This is a genomic window from Lentzea terrae (assembly GCF_003265345.1).
Classification (GTDB): Bacteria; Actinomycetota; Actinomycetes; order Mycobacteriales; family Pseudonocardiaceae; genus Lentzea; species Lentzea terrae.
In genome coordinates, this window is record NZ_QFWW01000020.1 from 501,156 (window position 1) to 519,167 (window position 18,012).

The following is an 18,012-nucleotide window of genomic DNA, read 5'->3' on the forward strand; positions in this document are numbered from 1 at the left end:
CCATGACCGAGCCCGACACACCGATCGTCGAGATGCGGGGCATCAGCCTCGCATTTCCTGGCGTGAAGGCGTTGCAGGACGTCGACTTCCGGCTGTTCCCCGGTGAAGTGCACGCTCTCATGGGCGAGAACGGCGCCGGCAAGTCGACTCTGATCAAGACGCTGACCGGCGTGCACACCCCGGACAGCGGCACAGTGCAGCTGGCGGGCGACACCGTCGCGTTCGCCGAACCCGCCCAAGCCCAGCAGGCCGGGATCAGCACGGTGTACCAGGAGGTCAACCTCTGCGCGAACCTCACGGTCGCGGAGAACATCCTCCTGGGCCGTGAACCCCGCAAGCGCGGCGGCATCGACTTCAAGGCGATGCGCACGCAGGCCGCCGCGGTGCTGGCGCGGATCGGCGTGCACATCGACCCCGCGTCGATCCTCGACACGCATCCCATTGCCGTGCAACAACTCGTCGCGATCGCCCGCGCGATCGCCATCGACTGCCGCGTGCTCGTGCTCGACGAACCCACGTCGAGCCTCGACGCGGGCGAGGTCGCCGAGCTCTTCCGGATCATGCGGGTGCTGCGCGACGAGGGCGTGGCGATCCTGTTCGTGTCGCACTTCCTGGACCAGGTCTACGAGATCGCCGACCGGATGACGGTGCTGCGCAACGGCACCCTCGTCGGCGAGCACCTCACCAAGGACCTCGACCGCCGGTCGCTCATCTCCGCCATGATCGGTCGTGAGCTCGGCGTGCTGGAGGCGATCGAAGACGCCAGCGAACGTCACAAGGTGTCCGGCCCGGTGCTCGTGCAGGCGGAAGGTCTCGGGCGGCGCGGCGCGATCGCACCGTTCGACCTGGACATCCGCGCGGGTGAGGTCGTCGGCCTCGCCGGACTGCTCGGCTCCGGCCGCACGGAGATGGCGCGCCTGCTGTTCGGCGCGGACAAAGCGACCGAGGGCAGGCTGCTCGTCGACGGCACGCCGCTGCACCTGCGCGGACCGCGGTCGGCCATCGCGGCCGGGATCGCGTTCTGCTCGGAGGACCGCAAGGGCGAGGGCCTGGTCGCCGACCTCAGCATCCGGGACAACCTCGTGCTGGCCATGCAGGCCGCACGCGGGTGGAGCCGCCCGGTACCGCGCAAGCTCAAGGACCAGCTCGTCGAGAAGTACCTGAAGGCACTGGACATCCGGCCCGCGAACCCGGACGCGCTGGTGCGCACGCTCTCCGGCGGCAACCAGCAGAAGGTGCTGCTGGCCCGCTGGCTCGTCACCGAACCGCGGCTGCTGATCCTCGACGAACCGACGCGCGGCATCGACATCGGCGCGAAGGCCCAGATCCAGCAGCTCGTCACCACGCTGGCCTCGGAGGGCACCGCGGTGCTGTTCATCTCCGCGGAGATGGAGGAGGTCGTGCGCATCGCCGACCGGATCGTCGTCCTGCGCGACCGGCAGAAGATCGCCGAACTGGACGGCGGCTCGAGCATCGACGAGGTCGTCGGGCTCATCGCGGGTGAGCAGCTCCCCGAGGAGGTGGCGTCGTGAAGAACCGCTTGCTGTGGCCGTTGCTCGCACTGGCCGCGTTGCTGTTGCTGAACCTGGTGGTCACCCCGTCGTTCTTCGAGATGCGCATCCAGGACGGTCACCTCTACGGCGGCCTGGTCGACGTGCTCAAGAACGGCGCGCCGACGCTGCTGATCGCACTCGGCATGACCCTCGTCATCGCCACCCGCGGCATCGACCTGTCCGTCGGCGCGGTCGCGGCCATCGCGGGTGCCGTCACGTGCGTCCACATCGGAACGTCCGGAGACGTCGGCACGGCGTTCGTGGGCATGGCGATCGCGCTGGTGCTCTGCGCTCTGTTGGGTCTCTGGAACGGTTTCCTGGTGGCCGGCCTGGGCATCCAGCCGATCATCGCCACGCTGGTGCTGATGACGGCGGGCCGAGGTGTCGCCATGCTGGTCACCGAAGGCCAGATCATCACGGTCAACAACGACGCGTACCGGCAGGTCGGCGCGGGGTTCCTGGTGCTGCCGATCTCGATCCTGATCGCCCTCGCGGTGCTGGGACTGGTAGCGCTCACCACGCGCAAGACCGCGCTCGGCATGCTGATCGAGTCCGTCGGCGTGAACCCGGAGGCGTCCAGGCTGGCGGGTGTCCGCGCGAAGACCATCATCTGGACCGTCTACGTGTTCGCGGCGGTGTGCGCGGGCATCGCGGGCCTGATGATCAGCTCGAACGTCAGCGCCGCCGACGCCAACAACGCCGGCCTGTGGATCGAGATGGACGCGATCCTCGCCGTCGTCATCGGCGGCACCTCGCTCGCGGGCGGCCGCTACTCGCTCACCGGCACGCTGCTCGGCGCGCTGATCATCCAGACCCTCACCACGACCGTCTACACGATCGGCGTCGCGCCCGAGGTCACGCTGGTGTTCAAGGCCGTCGTCGTCATCGCCGTGTGCCTGGTGCAGGCTCCGAAGGCGCGTGCGGCGCTCAGCTTCCGGAAGGTGGCAGTCTCGTCATGACCGCTCTCGCTACCCGGCTGCCGTCGCGGTTCCTGCCGGTCCTCGCGACCGTGGTGCTGTTCGTGCTGACGTTCGGCGTCGGCTCCGGGCTCTACGACGGGTTCGCGTCCGGGCAGGTGATCGCGAACCTGTTCATCGACAACGCCTTCCTGATCGTGCTCGCGGCCGGCATGACGTTCGTGATCCTCAGCGGCGGCATCGACCTGTCCGTCGGTTCGGTGGTCGCGCTGTCGACGATGGTCACCGCGTCGGGTCTCAAGGACGGCTGGCCGCTGCCGCTCGTCGTGATCGCCGTGCTGCTCATCGGCAGCACCCTCGGCCTGCTGATGGGCCTGGTGATCCACAAGTTCGACATCCAGCCGTTCATCGTCACGCTCGCCGGCATGTTCCTGGCACGCGGCCTGTGCTTCCTGATCAGCGTGGAGTCGGTGTCCATCAAGGACACCACGTTCCGCGCGATCGCCACCGCCGTCATCGAACTGCCCGGCGGCGTCACCATCACCTACAACGTGATCATCGCGCTCGTCGTGGTCGCCGTCGCGCTGTACGTGCTGCACCGGACCCGGTTCGGCCGAACGGTCTACGCGGTGGGCGGCAACGAGCAGTCCGCGCTGCTGATGGGCCTCAAGACCGCGCGCGCCAAGGTCGGCGTCTACGTGATCAGCGGGTTCTGCTCGGCGCTGGCGGGGCTGCTGTTCAGCCTCTACATGCTGTCCGGGTACGGCCTGCACGCCGTCGGCATGGAGCTCGAAGCGATCGCGGCCGTCGTCATCGGCGGGACGCTGCTCGCGGGCGGGATGGGCTACGTGCTCGGGTCTCTCACCGGGGTGCTGGTGCTCGGCACGATCCAGACGCTGATCTCGTTCCAGGGCACGCTCAGCTCGTGGTGGACCAAGATCGTGATCGGTGCCCTGCTGCTGGTGTTCATCGCGGTGCAGCGCGGGCTGATCCGCCCCCGGCAGACGACCTGACAAGATCGGGCTTGTGCGAAGCCCGAGCAACCTCGACGAGCTGCTGGCGTTGCGCGCCCAGCGGGATTCGGTGACCTCCCACGAGGTCGTCGAAGCCGCTGGGCAGCGCGTTCCCGTGCGCGTCTTCCGTCCGGCCGGCCCACCGCGTGCCGTCCACCTGGACCTCCACGGCGGCGGCTTCTACCTGGGCCCCACGGCCCGGGAGAACGCGCGCAACCAGCAGCTCGCCGACGCGCTCGGGTTCGCGATCGTGAGCGTCGACTACCGGATCGCTCCCGAGGATCCCTGGCCCGCCGCGCCGGACGACTGCGAGACGGCGGCCCGGTGGCTGATCGAGCACGCCGAGTCCCGGTTCGGCACGACCAGGCTGACCATCGGCGGGTTCTCGGCCGGCAGCACCCTCGCGATGACAACGCTGATGCGGCTGCGCGGACTCAACGCGTTCGACCGCGCGGTGCTGCAGTTCGGCACGTACGACCTGAGTGGACTGACGCCGGCAGGTCGATTGATCGCGGACGAGTACTTCCTCGAGGCGTACGTCGGCCACATGGCGGACCGCACGGTTGCGGACATCTCCCCCATCTACGGCGACCTCGGCGGTCTGCCTCCGCTGCTGATGGTCGTCGGCGGCGCGGACGTCCTGCTCGACGACAACCAGGCCATGGCCGCACGGGTGCGGGCGGCCGGTGGCGACGTCGAGCTGCGGATCTATCCTGAGGCACCGCACGCCTTCACCAACCAGGACACGGAACAGGCGAAGGCGGCGCGGCACGACATCGAGTGCTGGTTGACGAAGGCGGTCTGATGAAACTGGGCGATGTCACCAGGACGGCGCTGGCGTGCATTCGGATCTTCAACGGCGCGCTGGGGTTGTTCGCGGCCGGGAAGATGGCGAAGAGCCTCGGCGGCGAACTGGGCGACGACAAGAGGTTCGTGTACCCGGCGCGAATGTTCGGCATCCGCACTCTTGTGCTCGGCGTCGACCTGCTGACGCTCAAGGCCGATCGCCGGGTGTTGCGGCAGGCTGTGCTCATTCACGCCACGGACACGGCCGCGGCGTTCTACGCTGGTCGCAGTGGCGAGCTCCCGGCGAGGGCGGCGAAGCTCACCACGATCATCTCCGCCGTCAACACCGGGCTGGCCGTCGTGTCGCTCGCCGCCGCCGAGAAGGATCACTGATCTGTGGTCGAGATCGACCTGCTCGGAGAAGTGACCGCGCGGGTCGACGGACACCACGTCGAACTGGGGCCCGCGCGGCAGCGGTGTGTGCTCGCGGCACTGGCGGTCGACGTCAACAAGCCCGTCTCGGTCACGCAGCTGACCGAACGCGTCTGGGGTGACGAGCCGCCCTCGCAGGCACGCGCGACGCTGCACAGCTACCTGTCCCGGCTGCGCCAGCTCGGCATCGAGCTGGCCACCAGGCCCACCGGGTACGTGCTCGTCGCCGACGAGTCCGGTGTGGACGTTCTGCGGTTCAGGAAGCTGAGGCAGCACCCGGAAACCCTGGGCGAGGCCATCGCGTTGTGGCGCGGCGAACCGCTGACCGGTATCGGTGGCGAGTGGGCGCAACGGACCCGCGACCGCCTCGGCAGGGAACGTGACGCCGCCGAGCTCGACCTGATCGACGCACAGCTGAAGCTGGGCCGGGGTCCGGATCTGCTCGCAACGGTCTCCGCGCTCGCCGCGGCCCGGCCGGTCGACGAACGCGTGGCCGCCCAGCACCTGCAGGCCCTCGCGCAGGCCGGCCGCATTCCGGAGGCGCTCGAACAGTTCCTCGCCGTCCGGGCGAGGCTGCGGACCGAGCTGGGCACCGAGCCGGGCCCGGAACTCAAGCGGCTGCACGAAAAGCTCCTCCTCGGCGACCAGCAACCGCACGTCGAGGTGCCGCGGCAGCTGCCGTCCGCACCGGCGCAGTTCGTTGGCAGGCAGGAGGACCTGGCCGAGCTGGACCGCGCCGTGCGCACCGGCGTCGCGGCCATCGCGGGCGCGGGCGGCATGGGCAAGACGTGGCTCGCCCTGCACTGGGCCCACGGCAACCTGCACCGCTTCCCGGACGGCCAGCTGTTCGTCGACCTGCGCGGATTCAGCCCCGACGAGGCGCCGATGGGGCCGGACGTCGCCATCCGCGGGTTCCTGCACGCACTCGGCGTGGACGCCGGCCGCGTCCCGCCCGACCCGCACGCCAGGGCCGCGCTGTTCCGCGGTCTGATCGCGCGACGGCGGATGCTCGTGGTGATCGACAACGCGGCCGACGCCGCCCAGGTCGCCCCGATGCTGCCCGGCGGCGACACCTGCCGCGTGCTCGTGACCAGCCGCAATCGGCTGCCTGGCCTCGTCACCAGGCCGGTCGGTCTCGACGTGCTCGCCGACTCCGACGCGGGCACGTTGCTCGCCACCAGGATCGGCGCGGGCAGGCTGAGCCGCGAACCGCTGGCCGCGGGCAGGCTGATCGACCTGTGCGGCGGGTTGCCGCTGGCGTTGAGCATCGTCGGCGCCCGTGTGCTGACCGAGCCGGACCTGTCGCTCGCGGCCATCGCCCGCCAGCTCGAGGAGCTCGGGCTCGGCGCGCTCGACGCCGACCCGAGCGTCAGCGTGCCGGTCGTGCTCTCGTGGTCGTACCGGGCGTTGACCGAACGTCAGCGCGCAATGTTCGCTCTGCTCGGCATCGCGCCCGGCGAGGACATCGGACTGCGAGCGGCCGCCAGCCTGGCCAACACGTCCACAGAGGACGCACGACAAACCCTGCGATCACTGGAACAGGCCTCGCTGATCTCGATCACCAGCGGGTTCCGCGCGCGAATGCACGACCTCGTCCGGGCCTACGCGGCCGAACGAGCGCGGCACGCCGACGGCGACGCGGCCCTGCGCAGGCTCGTCGACCACCACGTGCACACCGCGCACGCGAACGACCGGGTGATCGACCCGCACCGGCCGTTGATCACGCTCGACCCCGCGCCGGCCGAGGTCGCTCCGGCCGAGGACAAGGCAGGCGCGCTGGCCTGGTTCGACGCCGAACGCGGCACGCTGCGGGCCGTCCAGCAGGCGGCCGCGGCACACGGGTGGAGCGACCAGGTCGTGCTGCTGGCCAGGGTTTCGCACGCCTACCACCAGCTGCGCGGCCACCTCGACGACGAGCTGACCATGTGGCAGGCCGCCATCGACGCGGCGGCGGACCCGGCCGACGAGGTCGTCGCGCACCGGATCATGGGCACCACCCTCGGCCAGCTGCACCGCTACGACGAGGCCCTGCACCACCTCCGCACGTCGCGCACGCTCGCCGAGCGGGTGGGCGAGCCACTCCCCCTCGCCGACGCGCACGGCGCCCTGGCCTGGTTGTGGGCGAACCGGTCGGACTTCGGCAGGGCGTTCGAACACGCCCAGGCCTCGCTGCCGCACTACCGGCGCACCGGCAACCGGATGCTGCTCGCGTTGGCGCACAACAACATCGGTCACTGCGCCGCGGAGATCGGCGACACCCGCCGCGGCCGCCAGCACGCCGCCAAGGCACTCGAACTGCTGCACGAACTGGGCGATCGGCTCGGCGAGGCGACAGCGGTCGACACGCTCGCCCGCATCGAGCACCAGGCCGGCCACCACACCGAGGCCATCGCTCTCTACGAGCGCGCCCTGGCGTTGTACCGGGCCGAGAACGACGACTACATGACCGCCAACTCGCTCTCCAACCTCGGCCACCCGCACGTCGCCCTCGATCAACGCGAGCGGGCCGCGCACGTCTGGCTGGAGGCGCTGGACCTGCTCGAACAGCAGGGCCGCGACGACGAGGCCGACCGCATGCGCAGGCAACTGGCAGAGCTCCACGTGCCCCCGGGGTCCTGACGACCAGGGTTCCTCACTGGCGCGAACGACCCACGGGACGGGGAAGTCTGGCTCCTGCAACCAGCGTCATGAGGAGCGAGCGAGGAAATGTCCACCATCACCCTGTCCCAGCCGACCACCGCCACGCCCGAGCAGTTCGTCGCGGGCCTCACCGACTTCGGTCCCGGCCGCACACGGCTCTTCCCCAACAGCACCGACGACTACCTGAAGGTGCACGAGCAGGGCGAGACCTTCGCCGACGTCACCGAGGGAGCCGGCGGCATCTGGGAACGTCTGCACTACGACTGGTCCGACCTCAGCCGCGTGGTGCTGACCACAGTGGACTCCAACGTCTGGGGCGGGAAGTCCGGCCACACCTACACGTTCACGAAGCAGGCCGACGGGACGACCGTCGTGCACGCCGAAGTGGTGCGGGAGGGCAAGAACCTCAAGGGCCGGCTGCTCGGCGTCGTGCTGGGCCTGTTCGGCAGGAAGGTCCTCGGTGGAGCGTTGGCCAAGACGGTGCAGGCCATCGAAACCAGGTAAGGGTGCACTAACGTAGCCAGGTCCGCGGTGGTCCGGACGATCTTCGGGCAGGGCGAGCGGGTCGACGAGTTCGTGGTCATGGACCTGCGGATGCCGCGCGCGCTCGTCGGCCTGATCGTGGGTGCCGCGCTGGGGATCTCCGGTGCGCTCACCCAGTCGATCGCGCGGAACCCGTTGGCCAGCCCCGACGTGCTGGGCATCACCAGCGGGGCCGGCGCGACGGCGGTCTTCCTCGTCACCGCTACCAACGGCGCGGCGGTCGGGCTGCCCGCGGCGGCGTTGACCGGCGGGCTGCTGACCGGGCTGCTCGTCTACTTCCTGGCGTGGCGCCGCGGGATCGACGGCTTCCGGTTGATCCTCATCGGCGTCTCGGTCAACGCGGTCATGCAGGCGGTCACCACGTGGCTGCTCGTGCTGGCCGACATCCGTGACGTCGCCCGCGCGCAGTCGTGGCTGGTCGGGTCGCTCGACTCGCGGTCGTGGACCGAGGTGTGGACGACGCTGTGGGTCACCATCGCGCTGGTCGTCGTCGTGCTGGTGACGGCGTTCCAGCTCAAGCCGTTGCACTTCGGTGACGACGTGGCCGCCGGTCTCGGTGTCCGGTACTCGGCCGTGCGAGCCGTACTGCTGCTGTGCGCGGTGCTTCTTGCCGGAGTTGCCGTGTCGGCTGCGGGTCCGGTGCCGTTCGTCGCACTCGTCGCGCCTCAGATCGCCATGCGGCTGCTGCGCACTCCGGTGCCGCCGTTGATCGCCTCGGGTCTGTTCGGCGCGTTGTTGCTGATCGGCTCGGACCTCATCGCGCGGACCGTGCTGCCGAACGACCTCCCCGTCGGCATCGTCACGGCGATGATCGGCGGCCCGTTCCTCGTCTATCTGCTCGTGCGCGCCAATCTGAAGCGAGCTTGAGTATCCGGGCTCTCGTCCGCCGCACCTTTTCTGCATGCCTGAGATCGCAGCGAAGGACCTGCGGCGGATGCTCGACCTCGTCCACGCGGTGCACGAGAACACCACGGCGGCCGTCCTGCCCCAACCCGTGCTCGCCGGGGTCGCGGCCCTGGTCGGCTGCGACTCGGCCTGCTACGTCCGGCTCGACCCGGTCACCGGACGGATCACGATCCTCGGCGACGAGCCGTTCGGCGCGGACCTCGGGCGCCGGCCGGAGTTCGCCCCCGCTGCCCGTGAGCACCCGGTGTTCCACGCCTACCAGGCGGGACGGCTCGCCCGGCACACCTCGATCGCCCTGAGCGACCTGGCGAACCGGGAGCAGCTCGCCCGGCTCGGGCTGTACCACGACTTCCACAAACCCGCCGGAATCGCCGACCAGCTCTTCAGCATGGTCGTCACCGGCCGGTCGCACTCGTCCGCACTGGCGTTCCACCGCGGCCGGCGTGGGGTGCGGGCCCGCGACCGGGCGCTCGCCGACCTCTTCTCCCGCCAGCTGGCCCACGCCGAACACCACCGCGAGCGCGTCGCCCGGCTCACCTCGGCGGTGCGCGTGCTGGCCAGGCACGAAGAAGGCCTGGCGCAGGCACGTCCGTTGCTGGACCACCTCACGTCACGGGAACGCGACGTGGTCGAGCACCTCGCCGCCGGGCTCACCGACCGCGAGATCGCCGGCAGCCTGGGCATCAGCCCGCGGACTGCCGGCAAACATCTCCAGAACATCTACGCGAAGCTCGGCGTCGTCAACCGCGCCAGCCTCATCGCCGCCATTGACGTCAGGCGAACGCGCAGACCGCGATCGTGGTGACCTGCCAGTTCGCGTTGTAGCCGTCCTCGTCCTCGTGCACGGTGACGAGGGTGGCGTTGGTGTTGGGCACCGAACCGGTGACCAGCACCCGGCCGAGCGAGTTGATGAAGTCCCAGCCGGTGGAGATCAGCCGCTTGCCCGCCGGGCACTGCTGGAACTCGAACGACGAGGTCGGCGAACCGGGCACCGACGAGTTCTGCGGGAACACGACCTGGAGCCCGCCGGGGTCGAACGCGCAGATCGCGTAGGCCCGCAGCGACCAGGCCCTGGGGTTCCCGGTCGGGTCGGCGAACCCCTTGGAGTGACTGCCCGTGTCGCCGGGGAACACGTCGTCGATGCTGACCTCCCCGAGCCCACCGGTCACCTCGGCACCACCGCCGAGCGCCCGCCGCCCGGCCGGGCACGTCGCGCTGAGCTCGGTCTCGAACCGCACCGCACTGGTGGAGGCGGCACTGGTGATCGTGTAGCCGGACGGCCGGTTGGCGCACACCGCGAACGCGGTCACGCTCCAGTTCGCGGCCGTGCCGTCCTCGTCCTCGTACGCACCGACGGTGACCCGGTCCTCGGACGGGATGACTTCGTCGAGCACGACGTCGCCGCCTCCGCCGTTGATCCGAGCGCCGGTGCCGACCACGACCTTGCCGCCGGTGCAGACGGCCGTGGCGGACTTGAACGACGCGGAGTTCGTGGCGCTCGTGGCCGGCGGCATGATCTCCAGGCCGGGTACCGCGGCCGACGCCGGGCTCGCGAGTCCGATCTGGACACTCGCGGTCAGTCCGGCGGCCAGCAGCAGGCCGGCCACGAGTCTGCGAGGTTTGTTCATTCGAGTGACTCCCCCGTTTTGCGTTCTGTCGGCACGTCCGTCGTGCCAACGAAATGAGCCCATGTCGGCCGGAGTCGTCGCCATACGTACTTCTGCGTAGCGGTAGGGTGCGACTTCATGACAGATGGGCCAGCCCCGCCGTCGGGCGAGATCGACCTGACGCGCCCCAGCGCCGCCAGGGTCTACGACTACTACCTGGGTGGCGCCCACAACTTCGCGGTCGACCGCGAGATGGCGCAGCGGGCGATCGAGATGTGGCCGGACCTGCCGCTGATCATGCAGGCCAACCGGGCGTTCCTGCGCCGCGCGGTGCGGTTCTGCGTCGCGCAGGGCATCCGGCAGTTCCTCGACCTCGGCTCGGGCATCCCCACCGCGGGCAACGTGCACGAGGTCGCGCGCAAGTTCGCGCCGGACGCGCGCGTCGTGTACGTCGACTGCGACCCGGTCGCCGTCGTGCACAGCCGCAACATCCTCGACGGCGACGAGCTCACGTCGGTCGTCGAGGCCGACCTGCGCGATCCGGCCAAGGTGCTGGACAGTCCCGGCGTCCGGTCACTGCTCGACCTGAGCCAGCCGGTCGCCGTCATGATGGTGGCCGTGCTGCACTTCGTGCCCGACGCCGACGACCCCGCCAAGATCGTCGCCGGGTACCGCGAGGCGATGGCGCCGGGCAGCTTCCTGGTGATGTCGCACGCCAGCCAGGACGGCCAGCCGGACAAGGCCGAGGAGCACCAGGACCTCTACCGCCGCACCCCGACCCCGATGAGCATGCGGTCGAAACCGGTCGTGACCGGCTTCTTCGAGGGCTTCGACCTCGTCGATCCCGGCGTGGTGTTCCTCCCGCTGTGGCGGCCGGAGTCGCTCGAAGACGTCGACGAGCACCCGGAGCGGTACACCGGCCTCGCCGCGGTGGGACGCAAGCCATAGGACAACGCGATGTCTGAGGCCAGCCTCAGTTAAGTAAGGTTGGCCTATGACCGCGCTCCCCCACGCCCGCCTGGGTGCCGAAGGCGTCACGGTCGGGTACGCCGACCGCGTCGTCCTCGACAACCTGGACGTCTCCATCCCGACCGGCGTCATCACCACGGTCATCGGGCCGAACGGCTGCGGCAAGTCGACCCTGCTGCGCACGCTGTCCCGCCTGCTCAAGCCGCGCCACGGCACCGTGCTGCTGGACGGCCACGACATCGCGCGGCTCAAGACCAAGGACGTCGCGAAGAAGATGGGCCTGCTCCCGCAGACCCCGATCGCGCCGGAGGGCCTCACCGTCGCCGACCTGGTCGCCCGCGGCCGGCACCCGCACCAGAACTGGCTGCGCCAGTGGTCCAGCGACGACGCCGACATCGTGGCCAGGGCCCTCGAGATGACCGGCGTGACCGACCTCGCGCACCGCCCGGTCGACTCGCTGTCGGGCGGCCAGCGGCAGCGCGTGTGGATCTCCATGACCCTCGCCCAGGGCACCGATCTGCTGCTGCTCGACGAGCCGACGACCTACCTGGACCTCGCGCACGCGATCGACGTGATCGACCTCGTCGACGACCTGCACGAGAGCGGCACCACGATCGTGATGGTGCTGCACGACCTCAACCTCGCCGTCCGCTACAGCGACAACCTGATCGTGATGAAGGCGGGAGCCATTGTCGCGCAAGGACATCCGAGCGAGGTGATCACGAGCGAGCTGCTGCTGGACACGTTCAGCCTGCAGGCGAAGGTCATCGACGACCCGGTCAGCGAACGCCCGTTGATCGTCCCCATCGGCCGGACCCACGTGGTGCCTCAGTCCGAATAGGTTGGCTGCCCTTATCTCGTTGCTGGGAGCTGAGGACCTGGGGGCTGCATGAAGCGTTTTTGGCTGGCCGTTGTCTTTGCGGTTGCGGGGTGTGCTTCCGCCACCCCGACGCCGGACTCGGGAAACGCCGCCGGCGGCACGTTCCCCGTGACGATCGAGCACTTCTTCGGCTCGACGGAGATCAAGCGGGCGCCCAAGCGCGTCGTCTCCCTCGGCTGCACCGACGACCAGACGATGCTCGCGCTGGGCACCGTCCCGGGTGATCGCCGATGAGGTGGATCAGAAGTCGCTCAAGGGGTTCGCGTTGTTCGCCAACCTGCCTGCGGTGAAGGCCGGCAAGGTGCATTGGTTGCCGGACAGCGAGGGGCCTGCGGTGGGTGCTGCGATGTCGCAGGCGACGTTGGCCTCGCTGCCTCACGCGATCGACGAGTTGGTCAAGGCGGCCGGCTGATCCGTGCAGCGTCGGCGTCCGGGGAGCAAGCTGTGGGCATGACCGCGATCTCGGTGATGCTGATCGTCCCCGACGCCGATGCCGCCCTTGCGTGGTACCGCGGCGCGCTCGGTGCCACGGAACTGTGGAACCTCGGTGGCGTCGCCGGTCTGGAGATCGGCGGCGCACCCTTCTTCCTCCACCAGATCAACCCGGACAACCCTGCGGAGAGCAGTCCCGGTCCGGTCACCAGCGTGCGGATCGAGGTGTTCACCGACGACCCGGACGGCTTCGTGGCTCGCGCTGTCGCGTCCGGAGCCGTCCAGGGATCGGCGGTCGTGGACCATCAGGTGCCGTGGGGGACGCACCGGCAGGGCGGGTTCACGGATCCGTTCGGGCACAAGTGGTCCGTGGGCGACAGGTCACCCCTGCGCTGACTCCAGCGGCCACACCTCCACCACTCCGTGAGCAACCGCGCACGGAGTGTGCGAGACGAGCTCAACCGCCTCCTCCAACGAATCCGCCTCGATGATCGCGAAGCCCGCCACCGGTAGCGAGGCTTGCAGGAAAGCCCCGCTCTCCGCGGTAGTTCCGGCGTTGTCGTGGTTGCGCACCTGAACGGGCGAACCGGCAATCCCCATCTCCACACCTGCCGCGCGTAGCCGCTGGTCGTGCGCATGGGCTTCGTCGCGAATGGACGCGTCCGTTCGGTCGTAGCCCTCGCGGTCGCCGTAGCCGATCGTCACGAACTTCATCGCGGTACCTCCTCGATCCCGAGTTCCTCAGCCATACCGACTCGGGGCGAGCGCCGGACTCATCGGCCCGTTCATCGACTGTTCACCTCACGATTGCGACGACTGCCCGCGTAACAGCGTCGAAGTGACGAAGGATCTCTTCTCCGACATAGGTTTCGGCAGAGGTGGACAGTGAAGAGAACGCTCGGCATCGGTCTCGCGGTCGTGCTGCTGGCAGGCGTCGTGACGGCCATCGTCCTGGGGCAGGGCGACGACGAAGCGGCCCGGCTCCAGACGGTGCGCGGCGTGATCGGCTCGGAGAAGCTCGCCTTCTTCGCCGACCAGCGGGTCAAGGACGTGTTCGCGAAGCACGGGCTCAAGGTCGAGGTGGATCCGGCCGGGTCGCGGCAGATCGCGACGGCCACCGACCTGAACTCGTACGACTTCGCGTTCCCGTCGAGTGCGCCCGCTGCCGAGAAGATCCAGCGGGACCGCAAGGCTGCGCGGACGTACGCGCCGTTCTCGTCGCCGATGGTGATCGCCACGTTCGACCCGATCATCGACCTGCTCACCAAGGCCGGTGTGGTCAAGGCCGGGCCCGGTTACCAGACGTTCGACGTGCAGGCGTACCTGGACCTCGCCGCCAAGGGCACGCGCTGGGACCAGTTGCCGGGCAACACGGCCTATCCCGCGCGCAAGAACCTGCTGGTCACCACGACCGACCCGCGTGACTCGAACTCCGCCGCCATGTACCTGGCGATCACGTCGTTCGTCGCGAACGGTGGCGTGGTCAGCTCGCAGGAGGCCGAGGCCAGGGTGCTGCCGGCGGTGTCGAAGTTGTTCCTGGACCAGGGTTACACGCAGAGCAGCACCGAAGGTCCGTTCGAGGACTACCTGTCCGCGGGGATGGGCAAGACGCCGCTGGTGCTGGCCTACGAGGCGCAGTTCGCCGACCGGGTGGTGCGCGGCGACTCGACGATCCGGCCCGACATGAAGCTGCTCTACCCGGCGCCGACCGTGCTGTCCAAGCACACGCTGGTGCCGTTGCGCGAGGCGGGCGACCGGGTCGGGCAGTTGCTGTCGAGCGACGCCGAACTGGGCAAGCTCGCGGCGACGTTCGGCTTCCGCACGGCCGATCCCCGGCACTTCAACGACATCGTCAAGGAGAAGAACCTGACCGTGCCGCAGACGATCGTGGACGTCGTCGAACCGCCCGCGCACGAGACGCTGGAGCGGATGCTCGAAGCGATCGGCAAGCAGTACTGATGACCGACTTCGTGCTCACGCCGCCGGATCCCGTCGAGCCCGTCCCGGTGGACCGCGCCGCCGGGCTGATTCCGGTGGCCGACGACGCCAAGGTCGAGCTCTCGTCCCAGGCGCAGCGGTTCATCGACGCGCTCAACGCCGTCGACCCGCAGTCACCGGACTTCAGCCGGATCGTCGACCAGGCGCTGGTGCTCGGCGAGGCGGAGATGCGGGTGGCGGCCCAGATCGCGGGCCGGATGCTCGACCGCACGCTGGCTTCCGTGTCGTCGCCGAACACCGCGCAGGTGTCGACGAGTCTGGTCGAGCTGCGGCGGTCGGTGCGCGAACTGGACCCGCAGGACCTGACCAGGCTGACCGGCCGCAAGATCCTCGGGTTCATCCCCGGCGGCAACGCGGCGAAGGGGCTGCTGGCCCGGCTGCGGGCGGCCGACGAGCCGGTCAACCGGATCGTGTTGAAGCTGCGGTCCGGCCAGGACGCCTTGAAGCGCGACAACGCGGCCATCAAGGGCGAGCGGCAGCGGTTGTGGGACCTGATGACGAAGCTGTCGCAGGACGCCGCGCTCGCCGCCGAGATGGACGAGGCCGTGCAACGGCAGGTGGAGATCCTCGACCTGTCCGAACCGGGCCGCGCCCAGGCCCTGCGCGCCGACGTGCTGTTCGGTCTGCGGCAACGACATCAGGACCTGCTGACCCAGCTCGCCGTGTGCGCGCAGGGGTACATGGCGCTCGACGTGGTGCGCCGCAACAACGACGAGCTGATCAAGGGCATCGAACGCGCCGTCAGCACCACCGTCACTGCGTTGCGCATCGGCGTGGCGGTCGCGGCGGCGCTGGCCGGGCAGCGCGAAGTGATCGACCAGGTCGACGCCGTGCGCGGGCTCACCGACTCGATCCTGCAGTCGAACGCGACGCTGATGTCGTTGCAGGGCCAGGACATCCAGCGCATCGCCGCGACCCCGGCGGTCGGCATCGAAGCGGTGCGGACCTCGTTCGACCAGATCTACGCGGCGATCGACGCGATCGACACGTTCAAGGCCCGCGCGGCCGACTCGATGTCCAGCACGGTGTCCGCGCTGGACGCCGAGATCCGGCGCGCCCACGACCACCTGAGCCGCGTGCGCGAGACCGGTGAGCAGACGTGACCCGCCACTCCCCAGGAGCCAGCATGATCCGCCGCTTCATCCCCGCAGCAGCCGCACTGGCGCTGCTGGCGGGCTGTTCCGACGAGGCCGACCCGTCCAGACCGGTCGGCGACCCCTCCCCCGGCGTTCTGCGCGTCCTCGCCGGCAGCGAGCTCGCCGACCTCCAGCCGGTCCTCGACGAGGCCGCCAAGGCCACCGGCATCTCCGTGAAGTTCAGCTTCACCGGCACCATCGAAGGCGCCGAGAAGGTCGCGAGCGGCACCGCCGAACAGGGCTTCGACGCCGTCTGGTTCTCCTCGAACCGCTACCTCGAACTGGTTCCGGAAGCCCAGAAGCGCCTCGGCACCCCGACCAAGGTCATGTCGTCCCCCGTCGTCCTCGGTCTGCCCGCCGCGAAGGTCAAGGAACTCGGCTGGGACGGCAAACGCGTCGGCTGGGCCGAGATCGCCGCGGCCGCGGGTGCGCAGAAGTTCACCTACGGCATGACCGACCCGTCCGCCTCCAACTCCGGTTTCTCCGCACTGGTCGGCGTCGCGGCGGCTTTGTCCGGCTCTGGCTCGGCCCTCGACGCGGGCAAGATCGCCGCGGTCGCCCCGCAGCTCAAGCAGTTCTTCTCGGCGCAGAAGCTGTCCGCCGGCTCGTCCGGCTGGCTGTCCGAGGCCTACGCCCGCCGCACCAGGGGCGAGGACCCGGGGGCCAAAGTGGACGGTCTGATCAACTACGAGTCGGTGTTGTTGTCGCTCAACGCGACGCTGCCCGAGCCGTTGACCCTGGTCTACCCGAGCGACGGCGTGGTGACCGCGGACTACCCGCTGACCCTGCTCACGACGGCGTCCTCGGAAGCCCGTGCGGCGCACCAAAAGCTCTCCGACCACCTCAAGGGCCAGGACGTCCAGCGCAAGATCATGGAGTCCACGCACCGCAGGCCGGGCGTGCCGCAGGTGCAGCTGGACGGCAAGTTCGCGGTGAAGGACCTCGTCGAGCTGCCGTTCCCGGGCAGTCAGTCCGCTGTGGACGGTCTGGTCACCACCTACTTCGACCAGCTGCGCCGCCCGTCCCGCACGCTCTACGTGCTCGACACGTCCGGCTCGATGCAGGGCGACCGCATCGAGAGCCTCCGCCAGGCACTGGTGGGCCTCACCGGCGCCGACGAGTCGCTCGCCGGCAAGTTCAACCGGTTCCACGGCCGCGAGCAGGTGACGCTGCTGCCGTTCAACAGCTCCGCGCGCCCGGCGTTGAAGTACGAGGTGCCGACCGACAACCCGCGCCCGGTCCTCGACCAGATCCGCGACACCGCCACGTCACTGGACGCGGCCGGCGGCACGGCGATCTACAGCAGCCTGCGCAGCGGTTACGATGTGCTGCGCGAGCAGATCAACGCGGACCCGGACAGGTTCACCTCGATCGTGCTGATGACCGACGGCGAGAACACCGGCAGCGAGGACATCGGCCGGTTCGAGCAGTTCCACCGCACCCTGCCGCAGAACCTCAAGGGCATCCCGATCTTCCCGGTGCTGTTCGGCGAGAGCGCGACGGCCGAGATGGAACGCGTCGCGAAGATGAGCGGCGGCAAGGTGTTCGACGCCCGCAGCCGCACGCTCTCGGCCGCCTTCAAGGAGATCCGTGGCTACCAGTAACCCGGTGCTGCGCTACCTGGCGTCCTGGAAGAACCTGGCGGGCTGCACCGCCGGGCTGGCCGGCCTGCTGCTGCACTTCGCCGGGCTGGCCGGCTCCTACTGGGTCCTCGTGGTGATCGGCCTCTACGGCGTGGGCGCGCTCGCCGCGCCTCCCGAACGGATCATCCTGGTCACCGCCCCGGAGGAGGAAGCCGGCCAGCTCCGCGCCGAACTGGACGCACTCGTCGACCGGGTGCGGGGCTTCAACGTCCCGAGCGAGGTCGCACCGAAGCTGGCCGAGATAGCCGAGGTGCTGCGCGGCATGCTCGACCGCCCGCGCGAGCTCCGCGCCGACCCGGACGCCCTGCACGCCGTGACGAGGCTCGTCGGCACCGACCTGCCGCTGTCCGTGCAGACCTACCTGAACCTGCCGTGGTGGTACGCCGCCGCGCGTGGCTCCGGCATGGAACTGGTGCGGCAGCTCGACTTGTTGAAGGCCGATGCTGTGCGGGTGGCCGAGCGGTTCCACGCGGCCGACGCGCAACGGCAGGCCGACCACACCAGGTACCTGGAAGATCGCGATTGACATCCTCTCCGCCCTAGAGGGCGGCGAATCC

The 18,012-nt window shown here is 69.7% G+C and carries 20 protein-coding genes; 18 read left to right on the forward strand and 2 right to left on the reverse strand.

Features of this window, described 5'->3' with window-relative positions; genetic code table 11:
* The first annotated feature begins 2 nt into the window (after window positions 1-2).
* From DI276_RS24250 to DI276_RS24290, 9 genes are all read left to right on the forward strand, one after another.
* A complete protein-coding gene (locus DI276_RS24250; protein WP_112267093.1) occupies window positions 3-1,532 on the forward strand; it encodes a sugar ABC transporter ATP-binding protein in 1,530 nt (509 codons plus the stop codon).
* Window positions 1,529-2,512 (forward strand): ABC transporter permease, encoded by a 984-nt coding sequence (locus DI276_RS24255; RefSeq protein WP_112267095.1) that lies wholly within the window; start codon window positions 1,529-1,531, stop codon window positions 2,510-2,512. The genes DI276_RS24250 and DI276_RS24255 overlap by 4 nt, the downstream gene beginning before the upstream one ends.
* A complete protein-coding gene (yjfF, locus tag DI276_RS24260; protein WP_112267097.1) occupies window positions 2,509-3,483 on the forward strand; it encodes a galactofuranose ABC transporter, permease protein YjfF in 975 nt (324 codons plus the stop codon). Before DI276_RS24255 ends, yjfF begins: the two co-directional genes overlap by 4 nt.
* Window positions 3,484-3,496: 13 nt before the next feature.
* Window positions 3,497-4,288 carry an alpha/beta hydrolase gene (locus DI276_RS24265; protein ID WP_232836873.1) on the forward strand — a complete coding sequence of 264 codons (792 nt, stop codon included), beginning with the start codon at window positions 3,497-3,499 and terminating at the stop codon, window positions 4,286-4,288.
* On the forward strand, window positions 4,288-4,662 hold the full coding sequence (locus tag DI276_RS24270; RefSeq protein ID WP_112267101.1) for a hypothetical protein: 375 nt from the start codon (window positions 4,288-4,290) through the stop codon (window positions 4,660-4,662). The genes DI276_RS24265 and DI276_RS24270 overlap by 1 nt, the downstream gene beginning before the upstream one ends.
* 3 nt (window positions 4,663-4,665) lie before the next feature.
* On the forward strand, window positions 4,666-7,320 hold the full coding sequence (locus tag DI276_RS24275; protein ID WP_112267103.1) for an AfsR/SARP family transcriptional regulator: 2,655 nt from the start codon (window positions 4,666-4,668) through the stop codon (window positions 7,318-7,320).
* Window positions 7,321-7,407: 87 nt separating this feature from the next.
* The gene (locus tag DI276_RS24280; RefSeq protein ID WP_112267105.1) at window positions 7,408-7,845 is read left to right on the forward strand and encodes a hypothetical protein; all 438 of its coding nucleotides are present in this window, start codon (window positions 7,408-7,410) and stop codon (window positions 7,843-7,845) included.
* Between the two features lie 27 nt (window positions 7,846-7,872).
* Window positions 7,873-8,751, forward strand: coding sequence for a FecCD family ABC transporter permease (locus DI276_RS24285; protein WP_112267107.1), 879 nt, complete (start codon window positions 7,873-7,875; stop codon window positions 8,749-8,751).
* A gap of 34 nt (window positions 8,752-8,785) precedes the next feature.
* The gene (locus DI276_RS24290; protein WP_112267109.1) at window positions 8,786-9,595 is read left to right on the forward strand and encodes a helix-turn-helix transcriptional regulator; all 810 of its coding nucleotides are present in this window, start codon (window positions 8,786-8,788) and stop codon (window positions 9,593-9,595) included.
* On the opposite strand, the gene DI276_RS24295 is transcribed toward DI276_RS24290, so the two are convergent.
* Window positions 9,564-10,418, reverse strand: coding sequence for a hypothetical protein (locus DI276_RS24295; protein ID WP_157984903.1), 855 nt, complete (start codon window positions 10,416-10,418; stop codon window positions 9,564-9,566). The genes DI276_RS24290 and DI276_RS24295 overlap by 32 nt on opposite strands.
* A gap of 117 nt (window positions 10,419-10,535) precedes the next feature.
* Between DI276_RS24295 and DI276_RS24300 the strand changes: the two genes are divergently transcribed.
* The 5 genes from DI276_RS24300 to DI276_RS24315 are packed head-to-tail and all read left to right on the forward strand — an operon-like array spanning window position 10,536 to window position 13,074.
* Window positions 10,536-11,345: an SAM-dependent methyltransferase gene (locus DI276_RS24300; protein ID WP_112267113.1), complete on the forward strand. Its 810-nt coding sequence runs from the start codon at window positions 10,536-10,538 to the stop codon at window positions 11,343-11,345.
* Window positions 11,346-11,391: 46 nt separating this feature from the next.
* A complete protein-coding gene (locus tag DI276_RS24305; protein ID WP_112267115.1) occupies window positions 11,392-12,207 on the forward strand; it encodes an ABC transporter ATP-binding protein in 816 nt (271 codons plus the stop codon).
* Between the two features lie 48 nt (window positions 12,208-12,255).
* The gene (locus DI276_RS50170; RefSeq protein ID WP_157984904.1) at window positions 12,256-12,480 is read left to right on the forward strand and encodes an ABC transporter substrate-binding protein; all 225 of its coding nucleotides are present in this window, start codon (window positions 12,256-12,258) and stop codon (window positions 12,478-12,480) included.
* A gap of 1 nt (window position 12,481) precedes the next feature.
* Entirely contained in the window at window positions 12,482-12,658 is a 177-nt protein-coding gene (locus tag DI276_RS24310; RefSeq protein WP_198680855.1) for a hypothetical protein, read from the forward strand.
* Between the two features lie 38 nt (window positions 12,659-12,696).
* Window positions 12,697-13,074: a VOC family protein gene (locus tag DI276_RS24315; RefSeq protein WP_157984905.1), complete on the forward strand. Its 378-nt coding sequence runs from the start codon at window positions 12,697-12,699 to the stop codon at window positions 13,072-13,074.
* Here DI276_RS24315 and DI276_RS24320 read toward each other — a convergent pair.
* On the reverse strand, window positions 13,060-13,392 hold the full coding sequence (locus tag DI276_RS24320) for a YciI family protein (protein ID WP_112267119.1): 333 nt from the start codon (window positions 13,390-13,392) through the stop codon (window positions 13,060-13,062). The two genes, DI276_RS24315 and DI276_RS24320, sit on opposite strands and share 15 nt — an antisense overlap.
* 171 nt (window positions 13,393-13,563) lie before the next feature.
* On the opposite strand from DI276_RS24320, the gene DI276_RS24325 reads away from it, so the two are divergent.
* Genes DI276_RS24325 through DI276_RS24340 form a run of 4 tightly spaced genes read left to right on the forward strand, consistent with a single transcriptional unit; the run spans window position 13,564 to window position 17,981 of the window.
* Complete coding sequence (locus DI276_RS24325) at window positions 13,564-14,637, forward strand: hypothetical protein (RefSeq protein ID WP_112267121.1); 1,074 nt, start codon at window positions 13,564-13,566, stop codon at window positions 14,635-14,637.
* The gene (locus DI276_RS24330) at window positions 14,637-15,779 is read left to right on the forward strand and encodes a toxic anion resistance protein (RefSeq protein WP_112267123.1); all 1,143 of its coding nucleotides are present in this window, start codon (window positions 14,637-14,639) and stop codon (window positions 15,777-15,779) included. The genes DI276_RS24325 and DI276_RS24330 overlap by 1 nt, the downstream gene beginning before the upstream one ends.
* 23 nt (window positions 15,780-15,802) lie before the next feature.
* A complete protein-coding gene (locus DI276_RS24335; RefSeq protein WP_112267125.1) occupies window positions 15,803-17,416 on the forward strand; it encodes a substrate-binding domain-containing protein in 1,614 nt (537 codons plus the stop codon).
* Window positions 17,403-17,981 carry a hypothetical protein gene (locus DI276_RS24340; RefSeq protein ID WP_232836874.1) on the forward strand — a complete coding sequence of 193 codons (579 nt, stop codon included), beginning with the start codon at window positions 17,403-17,405 and terminating at the stop codon, window positions 17,979-17,981. The genes DI276_RS24335 and DI276_RS24340 overlap by 14 nt, the downstream gene beginning before the upstream one ends.
* The last annotated feature ends 31 nt before the right edge of the window (window positions 17,982-18,012 follow it).